The organism is Streptosporangium sp. NPDC000563, assembly GCF_040299985.1.
Taxonomy (GTDB): Bacteria; Actinomycetota; Actinomycetes; order Streptosporangiales; family Streptosporangiaceae; genus Streptosporangium.
In genome coordinates this window covers 135,521-149,829 of the sequence record NZ_JBEPDA010000017.1, presented here as the reverse complement: position 1 = coordinate 149,829, position 14,309 = coordinate 135,521, and the positions used below count along the sequence as shown (strand labels likewise).

At 70.3% G+C, this 14,309-nt stretch carries 15 protein-coding genes; 8 read left to right on the top strand and 7 right to left on the bottom strand.

Going from position 1 to position 14,309, the window contains the following annotated elements; translation table 11 throughout:
- From ABT352_RS29685 to ABT352_RS29665, 5 genes are all read left to right on the top strand, one after another.
- Positions 1-1,293: an ABC transporter substrate-binding protein gene (locus ABT352_RS29685; protein WP_350948251.1), complete on the top strand. Its 1,293-nt coding sequence runs from the start codon at positions 1-3 to the stop codon at positions 1,291-1,293.
- 157 nt (positions 1,294-1,450) lie between these two features.
- A complete protein-coding gene (locus ABT352_RS29680) occupies positions 1,451-2,893 on the top strand; it encodes an aminopeptidase P family protein (protein ID WP_350948250.1) in 1,443 nt (480 codons plus the stop codon).
- 120 nt (positions 2,894-3,013) lie between these two features.
- Positions 3,014-3,478, top strand: a complete 465-nt coding sequence (locus ABT352_RS29675; protein ID WP_350948249.1) for a MarR family winged helix-turn-helix transcriptional regulator — start codon at positions 3,014-3,016, stop codon at positions 3,476-3,478.
- 59 nt (positions 3,479-3,537) lie between these two features.
- Entirely contained in the window at positions 3,538-4,218 is a 681-nt protein-coding gene (locus ABT352_RS29670; RefSeq protein WP_350948248.1) for an LppX_LprAFG lipoprotein, read from the top strand.
- A 37-nt stretch (positions 4,219-4,255) separates the two neighbouring features.
- Positions 4,256-5,806: an MFS transporter gene (locus ABT352_RS29665; RefSeq protein ID WP_350948247.1), complete on the top strand. Its 1,551-nt coding sequence runs from the start codon at positions 4,256-4,258 to the stop codon at positions 5,804-5,806.
- A gap of 162 nt (positions 5,807-5,968) precedes the next feature.
- Here the strand turns inward: ABT352_RS29665 and ABT352_RS29660 are convergent, their stop codons facing one another.
- The 4 genes from ABT352_RS29660 to ABT352_RS29645 are packed head-to-tail and all read right to left on the bottom strand — an operon-like array spanning position 5,969 to position 8,439.
- Entirely contained in the window at positions 5,969-7,255 is a 1,287-nt protein-coding gene (locus ABT352_RS29660; RefSeq protein ID WP_350948246.1) for an ArsB/NhaD family transporter, read from the bottom strand.
- Entirely contained in the window at positions 7,252-7,713 is a 462-nt protein-coding gene (locus ABT352_RS29655; protein ID WP_350948245.1) for a CBS domain-containing protein, read from the bottom strand. The genes ABT352_RS29660 and ABT352_RS29655 overlap by 4 nt, the downstream gene beginning before the upstream one ends.
- Before the next feature lie 44 nt (positions 7,714-7,757).
- A complete protein-coding gene (locus ABT352_RS29650; protein WP_350948244.1) occupies positions 7,758-8,060 on the bottom strand; it encodes a cation:proton antiporter regulatory subunit in 303 nt (100 codons plus the stop codon).
- A 34-nt stretch (positions 8,061-8,094) separates the two neighbouring features.
- Positions 8,095-8,439: an SPFH domain-containing protein gene (locus tag ABT352_RS29645; RefSeq protein WP_350948243.1), complete on the bottom strand. Its 345-nt coding sequence runs from the start codon at positions 8,437-8,439 to the stop codon at positions 8,095-8,097.
- Positions 8,440-8,612: 173 nt separating this feature from the next.
- Between ABT352_RS29645 and ABT352_RS29640 the strand changes: the two genes are divergently transcribed.
- The 3 genes from ABT352_RS29640 (at position 8,613) to ABT352_RS29630 (ending at position 10,814) form a co-directional block, all read left to right on the top strand.
- On the top strand, positions 8,613-9,617 hold the full coding sequence (locus ABT352_RS29640) for a sensor histidine kinase (RefSeq protein ID WP_350948242.1): 1,005 nt from the start codon (positions 8,613-8,615) through the stop codon (positions 9,615-9,617).
- Entirely contained in the window at positions 9,614-10,309 is a 696-nt protein-coding gene (locus ABT352_RS29635; RefSeq protein WP_350948241.1) for a response regulator, read from the top strand. The genes ABT352_RS29640 and ABT352_RS29635 overlap by 4 nt, the downstream gene beginning before the upstream one ends.
- A 94-nt stretch (positions 10,310-10,403) precedes the next feature.
- Complete coding sequence (locus ABT352_RS29630; protein ID WP_350948240.1) at positions 10,404-10,814, top strand: DUF397 domain-containing protein; 411 nt, start codon at positions 10,404-10,406, stop codon at positions 10,812-10,814.
- A 55-nt stretch (positions 10,815-10,869) separates the two neighbouring features.
- Here ABT352_RS29630 and der read toward each other — a convergent pair whose 3' ends face one another.
- The 3 genes from der to ABT352_RS29615 all read right to left on the bottom strand — a co-directional run bounded on the left by der (position 10,870) and on the right by ABT352_RS29615 (position 14,300).
- A complete protein-coding gene (gene der, locus ABT352_RS29625; protein WP_350948239.1) occupies positions 10,870-12,294 on the bottom strand; it encodes a ribosome biogenesis GTPase Der in 1,425 nt (474 codons plus the stop codon).
- The gene (gene cmk / locus ABT352_RS29620; protein ID WP_502992904.1) at positions 12,291-12,926 is read right to left on the bottom strand and encodes a (d)CMP kinase; all 636 of its coding nucleotides are present in this window, start codon (positions 12,924-12,926) and stop codon (positions 12,291-12,293) included. The genes der and cmk overlap by 4 nt, the downstream gene beginning before the upstream one ends.
- 291 nt (positions 12,927-13,217) lie before the next feature.
- Complete coding sequence (locus tag ABT352_RS29615) at positions 13,218-14,300, bottom strand: prephenate dehydrogenase (protein WP_350948237.1); 1,083 nt, start codon at positions 14,298-14,300, stop codon at positions 13,218-13,220.
- Positions 14,301-14,309 lie beyond the last annotated feature (9 nt).

Sequence of the window (14,309 nt, the reverse complement as noted above, 5' to 3'; positions counted from 1 at the left end):
ATGGGAATCCCAAGAACCCCGGTCCGAGGCGTCGCGGCGCTCGCCGCCCTGGCCGCCCTGTCCCTGACCGTCACCGCGTGCGCCAGCGAGAAGGCCACCGGGGGCGGCGGGGATGCCTCCGCCCCCTCCGCCGTCGGGGGGGACGGTGTGAAGACGGGACCCGGCGTCACCGCCGACAAGATCACGATCGGTCTGATGACCGACCTCACCGGCCCGTACGCCTCGTTCGGCAAGAGCCTGACCCAGGCGCAGCAGCTGTACTTCGAGCAGGCGAACGCGGCCGGGGGCGTGTGCGGACGGCAGTTGGAGGCTCTGGTGCGCGACCACGGCTACGACGCGCAGAAGGCGGTCGCGGCCTACACCGAGATCGCCCCGAAGGTGGTGGCGCTCGCCCACGTCGTCGGCTCGCCCATGGTCAACGCGCTCAAGCAGCGCATCGAGACCGACCAGATGCTCACCCTCCCGCAGGCCTGGGCGACCGGGCTGCTCGGCAGCAGGGCCATCCAGGTCACCGGGACGACCTACGACATCGACATGATCAACGGGGTTGACTTCCTGACCAGGGAGAAGGGCCTCAGGTCCGGGGACAGAATCGGGCACCTGTACTTCGAGGGCGACTACGGTGAGAGCGCCCTCAACGGCTCCAAGTACGCCTCGGAGAAGCTCGGCCTCACGCTCGTGGAACAGAAGATCAAGGCCACCGACCAGGACATGAGCGCCCAGGTCGCCGCGTTCAAGGCGGAGGGCGTCAAGGCCGTCCTCGTCTCCGTCGGCCCGAGGCAGACCGCCTCGCTCGTCGGTGTCTCGCTCGCCAAGGGCATGGACGTGCCGTTCGTCGGCAGCAACTCGGCCTACTCCCCGCAACTGCTGCCCACTCCGGCCGGGCCCGCCCTGCTGAAGGACTTCTACTACATGACCGCCGGCACGCCGATCAGCTCAGAACTGCCCGCCCTGAAAAAGCTGGCCGCCGACTATACGGCGAAATATCCGGACACGGCCATCGACAGCGGCGTCCCCGCGGGTTACTCGGCGGCGGCGATCGTCGTCGACGCGCTCAAGAAGGCCTGCGAGGGCAAGGACCTGACCCGGGCGGCGGTGGTCGCCGCGCACCGCGGCCAGTCGGCCTGGGGCGAGGAGTTCGGCACGATCATGGACTTCACCACCTTCGACAGGCCCGCCTCGCTGCTGTCGTACGTGGCCAAGCCGGACAAGGCGGCCCTGGGCGGCGCGGTCGTCTTCGAGGAGGCCGCGACGTCCGACCTGGCCAGGGAGTACCGGGTCCCGGTGGGCTGACCCACGGCCCCCTGTGCTCCCCGGTGCTCCCCCGTGCTCCCCCGTGTCCTCCGTGTCCTCCGTGTCCTCCGTGCGGCCCGGTACGCGCCGGGTGTGCGGGCCGCACCGCTCCGGGCTAGCGTGGGGGCGACCAGAGACCTCCGCTCCCGGGAACACGATGACCCAGAAGCTCAACACCGGCAGCCACGACCTGCCGGTCTCCGAGGCCCTCGCCGCGTTCATGAACACCGGCTGGGCCGACACGCACCGCGACGACCTGGCCCCGCTGCCGCAGGCCGCCTACACCGCCAAGCGACGCGCCGCGCTCGCCGCCCGCTTTCCCGGCGAGCGGCTGGTCGTCCCGTCCGGCACGCTCAAGGTCCGCAGCAACGACAGCGACTACCGGTTCCGGGCGCACAGCGCCTTCGCCTACCTCACCGGCGACCAGGAGCCCGACGACGTGCTGGTCGTCGAGCCCTCGGGGGAGGCCACGCTGTTCCTGCGCCCCCGCTCACCGAGATCGGCGCCGGGCGAGGCCGGGCAGGAGTTCTACCGCGACCGCCGCTACGGCGAGTTCTGGGTGGGCCGCCGCCCCGACCTGGCCGAGGCCGAAGCCCTGCACCAGATCGCCTGCGCGCCGATCGACAGGCTGGACGACGTGCTCGGCGGACCGGCGCGGGTGCTGCGCGGGGTGGACGCGTCCGTCGACGCGCGGGTCTCCCCCGGCGACGGCGACGAGGAGCTGGAGACGTTCCTGTCCGAGATGCGACTGATCAAGGACGAGTGGGAGGTCGCCGAGCTGCAGTTCTCGATCGACGCCACCACGCGCGGGTTCGAGGACGTGGTGCGGGCCCTGCCGGCCGCGCTGGGACACCGGCGCGGCGAACGCTATCTGGAGGGGGTCTTCGGCCTCCGCGCCCGCCTGGAGGGCAACGCGGTCGGCTACGACAGCATCGTGGCCTCCGGCGCCAACGCATGCGTCCTGCACTGGATCCGCAACGACGGGCGGCTGGACGCGAACGAACTGCTGCTCCTCGACGCGGGTGTGGAGACCGACCACCTCTACACCGCCGACATCACCAGGACCCTCCCGCTCTCCGGGCGCTTCAGCCCGGTCCAGCGTCAGGTCTACGAGCTGGTGTACGAGGCCCAGGAGGCGGCGATCGCCACCCTGCGCCCCGGTGTGAGCTTTCGCGACTTCCACCGCGCGGCCATGAGGGTCATCGCGGAGGGACTGCACGACTGGGGTGTGCTGAAGATCGGCGCGGACGAGGCGATGGAGCCCGGCAGCGGCCTGTACCGCCGCTACACGCTGTGCAGCAGCGGTCACATGCTCGGCATGGACGTGCACGACTGCGCCAGGGCCCGCTCGGAGGTCTACCTGGACGGTGTGCTGGAGGAGGGACAGGTGCTGACCGTCGAGCCCGGCCTCTACCTGCAACCGGACGACCTCACGCTTCCGCCGGAGCTTCGCGGTATCGGCGTGCGCATCGAGGACGACCTGATCATCACCTCCGACGGCGCCCGCCTCATGTCGGCCGGGCTGCCCCGCCACCCCGACGAGGTGGAGAGATGGATGGACCTCGCCGCACAGCCACCACGAGCGAACGACGCCTTCTGAGGTAGATTCTGATCTATGACCGCGAAGCAAGCCCCGCCCGGCGAGCGGAGTGGTCGACTGGGGGGTGAACCCGTCGGAGTCGTGGTCACACGCGCGGTGAACGAAAGTGGTGAGCGGCCGGTGAAAGATCAGGAGCCTCGCTGGCTGTCCTCCGTCGAGCAGCGGGCATGGCGTGCCCACCTCGCCGCGCACAAGCTCCTGGAGCATCGCCTCGACCGTGAGTTCCAGCCCTTCGGGCTCTCGTTCAACGACTACGAGATCCTGGTGAACCTCTCGGAGACCCCCGGTCACCGCATGCGGATGAGTGATCTGGCGGAGGCCACGATCCAGTCCCGCAGCCGCCTGTCACACCAGATCTCCCGGATGGAGGCCGCCGGTCTGGTCGCCAGGGAGACCTGCGCCGACGACAGGCGCGGCACCTTCGCCGTCCTCACCGAGCACGGCTGGGCCACCATCCAGAAGGTCGCGCCCCACCACGTGGCCGGCGTGCGCCGTCACTTCATCGACCTGCTCACCGACGACCAGTTGATCGAGCTGGAAGCGGCGTACGCGCCGGTGGTCAAGCACCTCAAAAGCATCCGCTGACGCGAAACCGATACCGGTCGTTCCTCGTTAGTAGACCGGAAGGTCGTTACGATCCGCCCATGTCTGCTCGCCGGATCCTCATCACCGCGGTGATCGCCGCGTTATCCCTGGTCACCGCATGCAGTGGCGGCGGTGCCTCCGACGGCACGACAGCCCTTCCCAGCGGGGCGGATCTGGTCAAGAAGTCCGCGGAGGCGACGCGCTCCGTGAAGTCCGCCACCTTCTCCCTGGAGACCGAGGGCACCCCGCCCGTACCGGTCAAGAAGGCCTCCGGTCGTCTCAGCGGGACCGGCGACGCGGACGGCACCCTCCAGATCGACGTACTGGGCAGTCTCCAGGAGATCAACTTCGTGCTGATCGGGGAGACCGTCCACTTCAAGGGCGTGACCGGCGGCTTCCAGCAGATGTCGCGGAGCCAGCTGGCGGCGATCTACGACCCGTCCGCCATCCTCAACCCGGAGAAGGGCGTCGTACAGCTACTGACCAACGCGCTCGACGCGAAGACCCAGGCGGCGGAGAAGCTGGACGGCGTCGACACCTACCGGGTCTCGGCGACGCTCTCCCAGCAGGTGCTCGCCACGATGGTGCCCGGTCTCACGCAGAACGTCGACGCGGTGCTCTGGATCGACAAGGCCACCAACCGGCTGCTCAAGGCGGACCTGCCACTGACCGACGGCAAGGTGATCGTGACCTTCGGCGACTACGACGTGCCGGTCCAGATCACCGCTCCGACGGAGTGACGGTGACCCGCACGGTGACCCGCACGGTGACCCGCAGATGACCCACGCCGTCTCGGGCGACGCCCTCCCCACCCGGCGACGGACCGCCCTCGGCGTCGGCGGCACCGCGGTGCTGCTCGCGGCCCTGGACGCCTACGTCGTGGTGACCGTCCTCGTCGACATCGCGAGGGACGTCGACGTTCCGCTCAACCACCTGGAGCGGGCCACCCCGATCGTCACCGGTTTCCTGCTCGGCTACATCGCGGCCATGCCGCTGCTCGGCCAGCTCTCCGACCGGTACGGCAGGCGCCCGCTCATCCACCTGTGCCTGGCGGGCTTCGCAGCGGGCTCGGTGATCACCGCGCTGGGCGAGACCGTGCCCTGGCTCGTCGCGGGGCGGACCCTGCAGGGAGTGGCGGGCGGCGCGCTGCTGCCCATCACCATGGCCCTGATCGGGGACCTGTGGGAGGAGGACGAGCGCCCTGTGGCGCTCGGCGCGGTGGGGTCGGCCCAGGAACTCGGCAGCGTGCTGGGTCCCCTGTACGGCGCCGCCCTCGCCGCCCTCGTCCCCGCCGGGCTCCAGATCGGCGGCGTGCAACTCGGCGGCTGGCGGTCGATCTTCTGGCTGAACGTCCCGCTGGTGGCCCTGGCGGCGGTGGCCGTGCAGCGGTCGGTGCCGCCGCCCTCCCGCGACAGGGAACCCGGGGTGAGAAGGCGCGTCGACGTGGTGGGCGGGCTGCTGCTCGCGCTCTCACTCGGCCTGCTCGTGGCCGGTCTCTACAACCCCGACCCCGGCCGGTCGGTCCTCCCCCCGTGGGGCATGCCCATGATCGTCGCCGGGGTCGTGTCCGGCGCGGCGTTCGTCGCCTGGGAGTGGCGCTCCGCGACCCGGCTGATCGACATGACGGGGGTGCGGCGCGGCCCGTTCTTCGCCACGCTCGGGGTGAGCTTCCTGACCGGCGCCGCGCTGCTGGTCACCCTGGTCGACGTGCAACTGTCGGCGCAGACGCTGCTGGGGCTCGACAGCCTGGACGGCGCCCTGGTGCTGTCGCGCTTCCTCGTCGCGCTCTCGGTCGCCGCGCTGGTGGGCGGCGTGATGGCCCGCCGCTACGGCGAGCGCGCGGTGACGGTGCTCGGGCTCGCGGTGGCCACGGCCGGGTACGCGCGCATCGGCCAGTGGCCCCTGGACCTGGCCTCGGCCGGATACCGCGTGGACGTCGACCTCGTCGTCGCCGGCCTGGGTCTCGGCCTGGTGATCGCACCGGTCTCCTCCGCGGTGCTGCGGGCCGTGCCCGCCGTCCAGCACGGGGTGGCCTCGGCGGCGGTGGTCGTGGCCCGGATGATGGGCATGCTGCTCGGCGTCGCCGCGCTGTCCGCGTGGGGCTTCCACCGCTTCCAGTCACTCACCGCCGACCTGGACACGCCGCTGCCCTTCGGGGTGGACCCCGTCGTGTACGCCGGGCGGCTCGCCGAGTACCAGGAGAAGGTGAAGGAGGCGCTGCACATCGAGTACAGCGAGATCTTCCTGATCACGGCCGTCCTGTGCGGGGTGGGCGCACTGGTCGCGCTGCTCCTGCCCCGCGGGTCCCGGCAGGCCGACCGGACCTGACCTCGACACCCGCGCCGACCGGGCACGAGCCGGAACCGGGCGCGGACCCGGCCGCGCGGGTCGAGATCGGAAGCGGACACGATCCCGAACCGGGCACGACCTCGACACGGACCGGCCCGGTTCCGGCCCCCGACGCGGACCGGAACCAGCCCCGCGAGGCGGTCAGGTGAAGTAACGCAGCCAGACGTACACCCACGCCATGAGCGTGCTCAGCACCGTCACCACGATCCCGTACTTGGTGAACTGCCAGAAGCTGATCGGATGTCCCGTCCGCGCCGCGATGCCGATCGCGACCACGTTCGCGCTGGCCGCGACCGCCGTACCGTTGCCGCCGAAGTCGGCGCCCAGCGCGAACGCCCACCACAGCGCCTGCCCGGTCGCCGGGTCGGGGGCCTGCGCCACCATCCCCTCGACGACCGGTGCCATCGTCGCGACGTAGGGGATGTTGTCGAAGAACGCCCCCAGCACGCTGGAGCCGAACAGCAGCGACGTCGCCGCGAGGAAGTAGTCGTCGCCGACCACGTTGATGGCCCACGTCCCGATCGTCGCGATCACACCGGTCTGCACCAGACCCGCGACCATCACGAACAGTCCCATGAAGAACACCAGCGTCGGCCACTCGACCTCCGCCAGCACCTCCGAGACCGACAGGCGCGATATCAGGAGCATCACCCCCGCTCCCACGAGGGCGACGATGGACGGCTCGATGTGCACCACCGCGTGCATCCCGAACCCCACCACCACCACGGCGAGCACCGCCAGGCACCGCACGAGCAGGCGTGGATCGGTGATCGCCCGCTTCTCCTGCAGTGCCATCACCGCGGAGACGTGCTCGGGGTTGTACTGGAAGGAGCTCCTGAACAACACCTTGGTCAGCAGGACGAACGCGGCGAAGATGACGACCACGATGGGTGCCATGTGCACCAGGAAGTCATTGAACGTGAGCCCCGCCCGGCTGCCGATGATGATGTTGGGCGGGTCCCCGATGAGGGTGGCCGCGCCACCGATGTTGGAGGCGAGCACCTCCGCGATCAGGTAGGGCTGAGCCGGGATCCGCAGCCGGTCGCACACGACCACCGTGACCGGCGCCACCAGCATGATCGTGGTGACGTTGTCGAGGAACGGCGAGGCGATCGCTGTGATCACCATCAGCATGACCATCAGCCGGTACGGATCGCCCTTGGACCGCTTGGCGGCCCAGATCGCCAGGTAGTCGAAGATCCCCGTCTGCTTGATGATCCCTACGATGATCATCATTCCGAGCAGCAGGAAGATGACGTTCCAGTCGATGCCCTCGTGCTCGGAGAAGAAGACCTCCGAACCCGGTATCAACCCCAGGACCGCCATCACACCGGCGGCGATGAGGACCACCTTGACCTTGTTGGCCTTCTCGGTGGCGATGAAGAAGAACGCGACTAGAAAGATCGACAGGGCGAGCAGGGCGCTCAAGACTCACCGAGACCGAAGACCGCCAGGCTGGTGAGGAGCCGCTCCAGCGTGATCGCCCCGATCAGCGAGGCGTCCCGGTCGACCACGGCCACGATCGGGCTGCGCGTCCTGGCCATCAGCGCGGCCACCTCGAGCAGGTTCGCGCTCGCGGAGACGGTCACCGGCCTGGTGGCATCGCGCGGCAGGCAGTCACCGACCGTGCGGTTACCCAGATCCTGCCAGAACTGGTCCGCGTAGTCCTCGTCGATGGTCCTGGCGAGGGCGGGATCCTCCTGGTAGGAACCGGGCACGGCGAGCCGCAGCACCTGGGTGCCGGGAAGCACCACCCGGGGCCGCGAGAGGTCGTCCACGATGATCAACCCCGGCAGGCGGCCGATCACCATGATCCTGACCGCCTTCGCGACGGAGTCACCCCTGGTGACCGTCGGAATGGTCACCGCGATGTCGCGCGCTTGCATGGCACCTTCCCGTCGGAGGAGGTGGCGTACCGCGGGCGGTGTGCTCACGAGGCCCCTCCTGTGCTCCCTGTGACCCCTGCGGCCTTCGTGGCCCTGGCGATGTCGGCCATCCGTCGTTCGAGGGCGGCGAGCCTGTCGTCCACCGACCGGCTGTGCAGGACCTGCGCGATCTGGTCGGCCTCGTCCTGCTCCAGCGCGATGGCCTGCGCCGGCTCGTCGCCCGCGCCGTACACCAGAAGCCGCCGCGGTCCGTCGCCCTCCACCATGACCGCGAGTCGCTGGCCGTCTCGGGTGGCGAAGTGAAACAGGGTTCCCGTACCGGGTACGGTCGTGCGGGTGATGTCCATATCGGCGATCACTTCCTTCCACTCGTGGTCGCCGTCACGACGCGATTCGTTCCGCCCAGCGGATCAGGTCCTCGCGGCGCCGCACCTCGACGCGGGTGATCGCCACCAGTGCCACCTCGACGCCCCAGTGGCGTGCCTCGTCGCCGGCCGCGCAGACGAGGTCGACCCGCTTGGACAGCCGGGACAGGTCGCGCCGCCCGACGTAGTCGCGGACCTCCGCCTCGACGGCGGCGAGTTTGGCGGCGTCCGGTGAGCCCGGGTAGGAGGCGCACGCCACGGGATCGGCGATGAAGGCTCGGGCGGCCGCGTTCACCGTGATCGTGACACCGTCGCGGGTGACGGCGTCCAGCCAGAGAATGCCGACATCGCTCGTACCCATGGCCCTCTCCCGTCTGCCGGTGCTCGCCGCCCTTTCATCCCATCGGTCCCACCTCTTCTCCGCCATTGGGGTCGGCACCCATCTGAGCAGGGGTGAAACATGTAGGGACGGCACAGGGGTATGGGAGGCACCCCGAATGGACAGGCCCGTGCCGCAACGAGGAAGCTGGTCAGATGAGCGAACGCACCCACCGTCAAGCAGGGGCGCGCAGTCCGGGGCGCATCCTGTTCAGGCGGCTGTTCGCGATCAACGGGCTGGTCTTCACCGTCGGTACGCTGGTGCTCGCCCTCTCACCGGCCACCGTCTCCTCCCCGGTGCTCCTGACCGAGATCCCGGTGCTGACGGTCGGCCTGGCGGTGATCCTGACGGCGAACGCCCTGCTCCTGCGCACCAGTCTGGCACCGCTCGACGCGCTCACCGCCCTCATGCAGCGGGTGGACCTGCTGCATCCCCATGATCGGCTGCCCAGCGGCGGCAATCGTGATCTCGCCCACCTGATCGACACCTTCAACGCGATGCTGGACCGGCTGGAGGCCGAACGCAGCGCCAGCAGCGCCCACGCCCTCGCGGCTCAGGAGGGCGAGCGACGCCGCATCGCCCGCGAGCTGCACGACGAGATCGGCCAGAGCCTGACCGTGGTCCTGCTGAGCCTCAAACACGCCGCCAACCGAGCGCCTGAAGATCTGCGAGAGGACCTGCACGCGGTGCAGGAGAGCGTCCGCGCGAGCCTGGACGAGGTGGGGCAGGTCGCCCGACGCCTGCGTCCCGGCGTCCTGGAAGACCTCGGCCTGCAGAGCGCCCTCAGCGCGCTGAGCAGCGACTTCTCCCAGAGCACCGGCGTTCCCGTGACACGCAGGGTCGAGGCGGACCTGCCCTCGCTGAGCGAGGACGTCGAGCTGGTCCTCTACCGCATCGCCCAGGAGGGCCTGACCAACGCGGCCAGGCACGCCAAGGCGTCCAGCGTCGAGCTGTCGCTCACCGTCCGGCCCGGCCTCCTGGAGCTGCGCATCACCGACGACGGCCGCGGCGGCGTACGCCAGGACGGGGCGGGGATCCGCGGAATGCGGGAGCGCGCCCTGCTCATCGGCGCCCAGCTGACCGTGACCTCTCCGCAGGACGGCGGCACCGACGTCCGCCTCACCGTACCGGTCGCCGACACCGAACGGAGACCCTCATGAGCACTGTGACCCCCGGGACCCCCGTGACCCCTGTAAGCGTCTCGAGCCCCACCAGGATCCTGCTCGCCGACGACCACGCCCTGGTCCGCCGCGGACTGCGGCTCATCCTGGACGCCGAGCCCGACCTCACGGTGGTGGCCGAGGCCGCCAACGGCGCCGAAGCGGTGGAGGCGGCCACCCCCGAGGGGGTCGACCTCGCCATCCTCGACATCGCGATGCCTCGCATGACCGGCCTGCAGGCGGCCCGCGAGATCTCACGGCGCGCCCCCGGCATCCGGCTGCTGATCCTGTCGATGTACGACAACGAGCAGTACTTCTTCGAGGCGCTCAAGGCGGGAGCCTCGGGCTACGTGCTGAAGTCGGTGGCCGACCGCGACCTGCTGGAGGCGTGCAGGGCGGCGATGCGCGGCGAGCCGTTCCTCTACCCGGGCGCCGTCACCGCCCTGATCAGGCACTACCTGCAGCGCGACAGGATGGGGCAGAGCATGCCCGACAGCATCCTCACCCCGCGCGAGGAGGAGATCGTCAAGCTGATCGCCGAGGGCAACTCCGCCAAGCAGGTCGCCGAGACCCTCTTCATCAGCGTGAAGACCGTCGACCGGCATCGCGCCAACATCCTGCAGAAGCTCGGCATGCGCGACCGGCTCGACCTCACCCGCTACGCCATCCGCGCCGGCCTGATCGAACCCTGACCCGCCACCCCCACGCCTTCAATTGCTCAGTTTTCGTCGAGAGATAGCAGTTACGCTCTAATCGGCACAATTCATTCAAGAAAGGGTGCCGAGTATGGCTGGCGGTCAGAATTGGGGCGGTATCTGGCGTAAAAGCGCTCGCAGCGGCGCTCAGAGCAACTGCGTCGAAGCACGCTTCGACGGCACCGTCGTCTGGCTGCACAACTCCAACAACCCCTCCCCCCATGGTCCCGTCATCGCCGTCACGCCGGAAACCTGGCTCACCCTCCTCGACCACGTGCACGCCGGCGATCTCGCTCCGCGGAAGCTGGGCACCCCCGTCCATTTCGCGGGCCACCTCCTCATCGGCTTCGACGGCGACCGCGTCACCATCCAGGACAGCGACACCCCGCCCACAACCACCGTCACCTACACACTCGGCGAATGGCACGCGTTCCTCGACGGGGTGACCCACGACGACGAGTTCACCCTCCCCTGGCTCCTCGGCACCCCGATCGGCGCCTGACCCTCAGGAAACGACGAACGACCCGGCGTGGGCCGGGCCGTTCGCGGTGAGGCTCTTACTTCTTCTGCCCCTGGCGCTTCTCGCGGATCTTCATGGTGACCTCGATGGGCGACCCGGCGAAACCGAACTCCTCGCGGATCCGGCGCTCGATGAAGCGGCGGTAGGTCTCCTCCAGGAAGCCCGAGGTGAACAGCACGAACTTCGGCGGCTCCGTCGACGCCTGCGTGGCGAAGAGGATCTTGGGCTGCTTGCCGCTGCGGACCGGAGGCGGCGTCGCCGCGACCAGGTCGGTCAGGAAGGCGTTGAGCCTGGCGGTGGGCACCCGGGTCGACCAGGAGTCGAGCGCCTTCTCGATCGCGGGGACGATCCGGTCGACATGCCAGCCGTTCTTCGCGGAGATGTTGATCCGCAGCGCCCACGGCACGCGGACGAGCTGGCGGTCGATCTCCTTCTCCAGGTAGTAGCGGCGGTCCTCGTCCAGCAGGTCCCACTTGTTGAACGCCACGACCATGCACCGGCCGGACTCGATCACCAGGGAGATGATCCGCAGGTCCTGCTCGGTCAGCACCTCGCTCGCGTCGATGAGCACGACCGCGATCTCCGAGCGCTCCAGGGCCCCCCGGGTGCGCATGCTCGCGTAGAAGTCGGCGCCCTTGAGCTCACGGTCGCGCCGCCGGATTCCGGCGGTGTCGACGAAGCGCCAGGTCTTGCCGCCGAGCTCGATCAGCTCGTCCACCGGGTCGCGGGTGGTGCCCGCCATCGGGTCGACGAGCACCCGCTCGGCACCCGCCAGCTTGTTCAGCAGCGAGGACTTGCCCACGTTGGGCTTGCCGACCAGGGCGACCCTGCGCGGACCGCGCTCGGGGCCGAAGCGCTGCTCGGGCGTCTCGGGCAGCTTGTCGAGGATCACGTCCAGCAGGTCGCCGCTGGAGCGGCCGTGCAGGGCCGAGACCGGCTGCGGCTCGCCCAGGCCGAGGGACCACAGCCCGGCGGCCTCCAGCTCCATCTGCTGGTTGTCGACCTTGTTGGCGGCGAGGATGACCGGCTTGCCCGATCCGCGCAGCACGTGGCCGACGATCTCGTCCGCGTCGGTCACGCCCACGACGGCGTCGACCACGAACAGGATCACGTCGGCCAGCTCGGCCGCGATCTGGGCCTGCTCCGCGATCTTCAGCGCCATGCCGGTCGCGTCGGGGTCCCAGCCTCCGGTGTCGACCACCGTGAACCGGCGCCCCCGCCAGGTGGCGTCGTAGGTGACCCGGTCGCGGGTCACTCCCGGCACGTCCTCCACGACCGCCTCCCGGCGGCCGATGATCCGGTTGACCAGGGTGGACTTGCCCACGTTGGGGCGGCCCACCACGGCCACGACCGGCTGCGGGGAGGTGTCGGGCCCCGCCTCCCGCTGCGAGCTGTCATCGGTCCCTGAATCGGCGAGCTCCGCGTCGATCCAGCCGTTGTCGTCGTCGTATTCCCCGGTCACGCTTTTTCCTTAATCACACGCAGTATTTCGGCGATGACCTCTTCGAGGTTCAGCGCCGTGGTGTCGAGCTCGACGGCGTCGGCCGCCTTCGCCAGCGGGTCTGCCTTCCTGGTCGAGTCGAGGGTGTCGCGGCGGGCCATCGCGGCCCGCTGGGCGTCCACCGTGGTGCCGCTCAATTCCGCCGTACGACGCAGGGCCCTGGCGTCCGCGCTCGCGGTCAGGTAGATCTTGACCGCGGCGTCGGGCGCCACCACCGTGCCGATGTCACGGCCCTCGACGACGATGCCGCCCTCGCCGATGATCTCACGCTGCTCGGCCACCAGACGGCGCCGCACCTCGGGCACCGCGCTCACCGCCGAGACGGCCGCGGTCACCTCCGCGGTGCGGATCGGCGCGAGGGCGTCGACGCCGTCGACCGCGACCACCGGCGCGTCCGGGTCGGTGCCCAGCGTGAGAACCGGGTCGAGCGCCCTGGCGGCGATCGCCTCGGGATCGGCGAGGTCGACGCCCCGCTGAAGCATCCACCAGGTGATCGCCCTGTACATCGCGCCGGTATCGAGATAACGAAGCCCCAAGGCTCGCGCCACTCCTCGCGACGCGCTCGACTTACCCGATCCCGAAGGACCGTCCATGGCGACGACCAGTCCGGTCACGACGCCTCTCCCTTACAGCCCGCTTCAGTTGTCCGTACGAGGCTACCGGGAGGCGGGAAGGAACCGCGCATCGAACAGGGGCGCCCGCTCCGGAGATGAGCGAGCCTTGCGGGACAGGCCCGCTCAGGACGCGGGATGCGCGAGGCCCACCCGGATATGAGCGAGCCTCACGCGAGATCCCCCGAAGGGCGGGGCGGGTCCGGCGGCGGGCTCCACCGAGCCCTTGGCGGATCGTCGTGCGAACACCGCGTGATCACGCAGGGGCGAGGATCACGGCAGGTGCCAGCCGTTCGCGCGCAGCGCCTCGGCCAGCGCCGTCACCGCCTCAGGCTGCACCCACAGATCGGCGGCGCCCAGCGGCAGACCGGGGGCGTGCTCAAGCCGGACGTCCTCGATGTTGACGCCCGCCTCCTTGGCCACCTGGAACAGCCGGGCGAGCTCGCCGGGACGGTCGCCGATGATGACCTGGACGACCGCGTAGGTGCGCGCGGGACCACCGTGCTTGCCGGGAATCCTGCCCGTACCCGCGACGCCCCGGTGCAGCAGATCGGTGACCCGGGTCATCGCGCCGGAATCGGCGGAGACCGCCGAGGCACGCAGAGAGGCCGCCGCGGCGGCGAGGTCGGCCGCCACCGCCTCCAGCACCTCGGCCACCGGCAGCGCGTTACCCGACAGGATCCCGGTCCAGAGCCTCGGGTCGCTCGCCGCGACGCGGGTGACGTCGCGCACCCCGGGGCCGGCGAGGCCGAGCGCGGTGACCGGCGCCTCCGCGAGGCGGGCGGCCACCGCCGAGGCGGCCACGTGGGGGGCGTGCGAGACGACCGCGACGGCCCTGTCGTGCTCCGCGGCGGCGATCCTGACCGCCTCGCCCCCGCACAGCTTGACGAGCCCGTGCAGGGCCTCCACGGCGTCCGGTGAGGTCTCCTCGGTCGGGCACAGCGCCCACGGGCGCCCGAGGAACAGGTCCGCGCGCGCCGCGGCGGGGCCGGAGCGCTCACGTCCGGCGAGCGGGTGCCCGGCGACATAGGTCGTCAGGTCGCAGCCGAGGCTCGCGGCCTCCCTGATCGGGAGCGCCTTGACGCTCGCCACGTCGGTGTAGAAACGGGCCGCTCCGGCGCCCTGCAGGGCGGCGAGCTGCCCGGCGACCGCCTGTGGCGGGACCGCGATGATCGCGATGTCCACGGTCACGCCCTCGGCCCACTCGACACCGGCGCCCAGCTCCCGCGCCAGCCGCAGGGATCCCGCGTCGCGATCGGCCAGATGGACGGCCACGCCCTGCTCGCGAAGAGCCAGGGCGATCGAGGTGCCGATCAGGCCCGTACCGACGACCAGGACGCTTTCGAGACCGCTCACGCGCGTTCC

Coding starts and splice junctions, on each gene's coding strand:
- ABT352_RS29640 (WP_350948242.1), top strand. CDS start 8,613: ATGAGCGAACGCACCCACCGTCAAGCAGGGGCGCGCAGTCCGGGGCGC.
- ABT352_RS29635 (WP_350948241.1), top strand. CDS start 9,614: ATGAGCACTGTGACCCCCGGGACCCCCGTGACCCCTGTAAGCGTCTCG.
- ABT352_RS29645 (WP_350948243.1), bottom strand. CDS start 8,439: ATGGGTACGAGCGATGTCGGCATTCTCTGGCTGGACGCCGTCACCCGC.
- ABT352_RS29680 (WP_350948250.1), top strand. CDS start 1,451: ATGACCCAGAAGCTCAACACCGGCAGCCACGACCTGCCGGTCTCCGAG.
- ABT352_RS29685 (WP_350948251.1), top strand. CDS start 1: ATGGGAATCCCAAGAACCCCGGTCCGAGGCGTCGCGGCGCTCGCCGCC.
- ABT352_RS29665 (WP_350948247.1), top strand. CDS start 4,256: ATGACCCACGCCGTCTCGGGCGACGCCCTCCCCACCCGGCGACGGACC.
- ABT352_RS29655 (WP_350948245.1), bottom strand. CDS start 7,713: ATGCAAGCGCGCGACATCGCGGTGACCATTCCGACGGTCACCAGGGGT.
- cmk (WP_502992904.1), bottom strand. CDS start 12,926: ATGGACGGTCCTTCGGGATCGGGTAAGTCGAGCGCGTCGCGAGGAGTG.
- ABT352_RS29650 (WP_350948244.1), bottom strand. CDS start 8,060: ATGGACATCACCCGCACGACCGTACCCGGTACGGGAACCCTGTTTCAC.
- ABT352_RS29670 (WP_350948248.1), top strand. CDS start 3,538: ATGTCTGCTCGCCGGATCCTCATCACCGCGGTGATCGCCGCGTTATCC.
- ABT352_RS29630 (WP_350948240.1), top strand. CDS start 10,404: ATGGCTGGCGGTCAGAATTGGGGCGGTATCTGGCGTAAAAGCGCTCGC.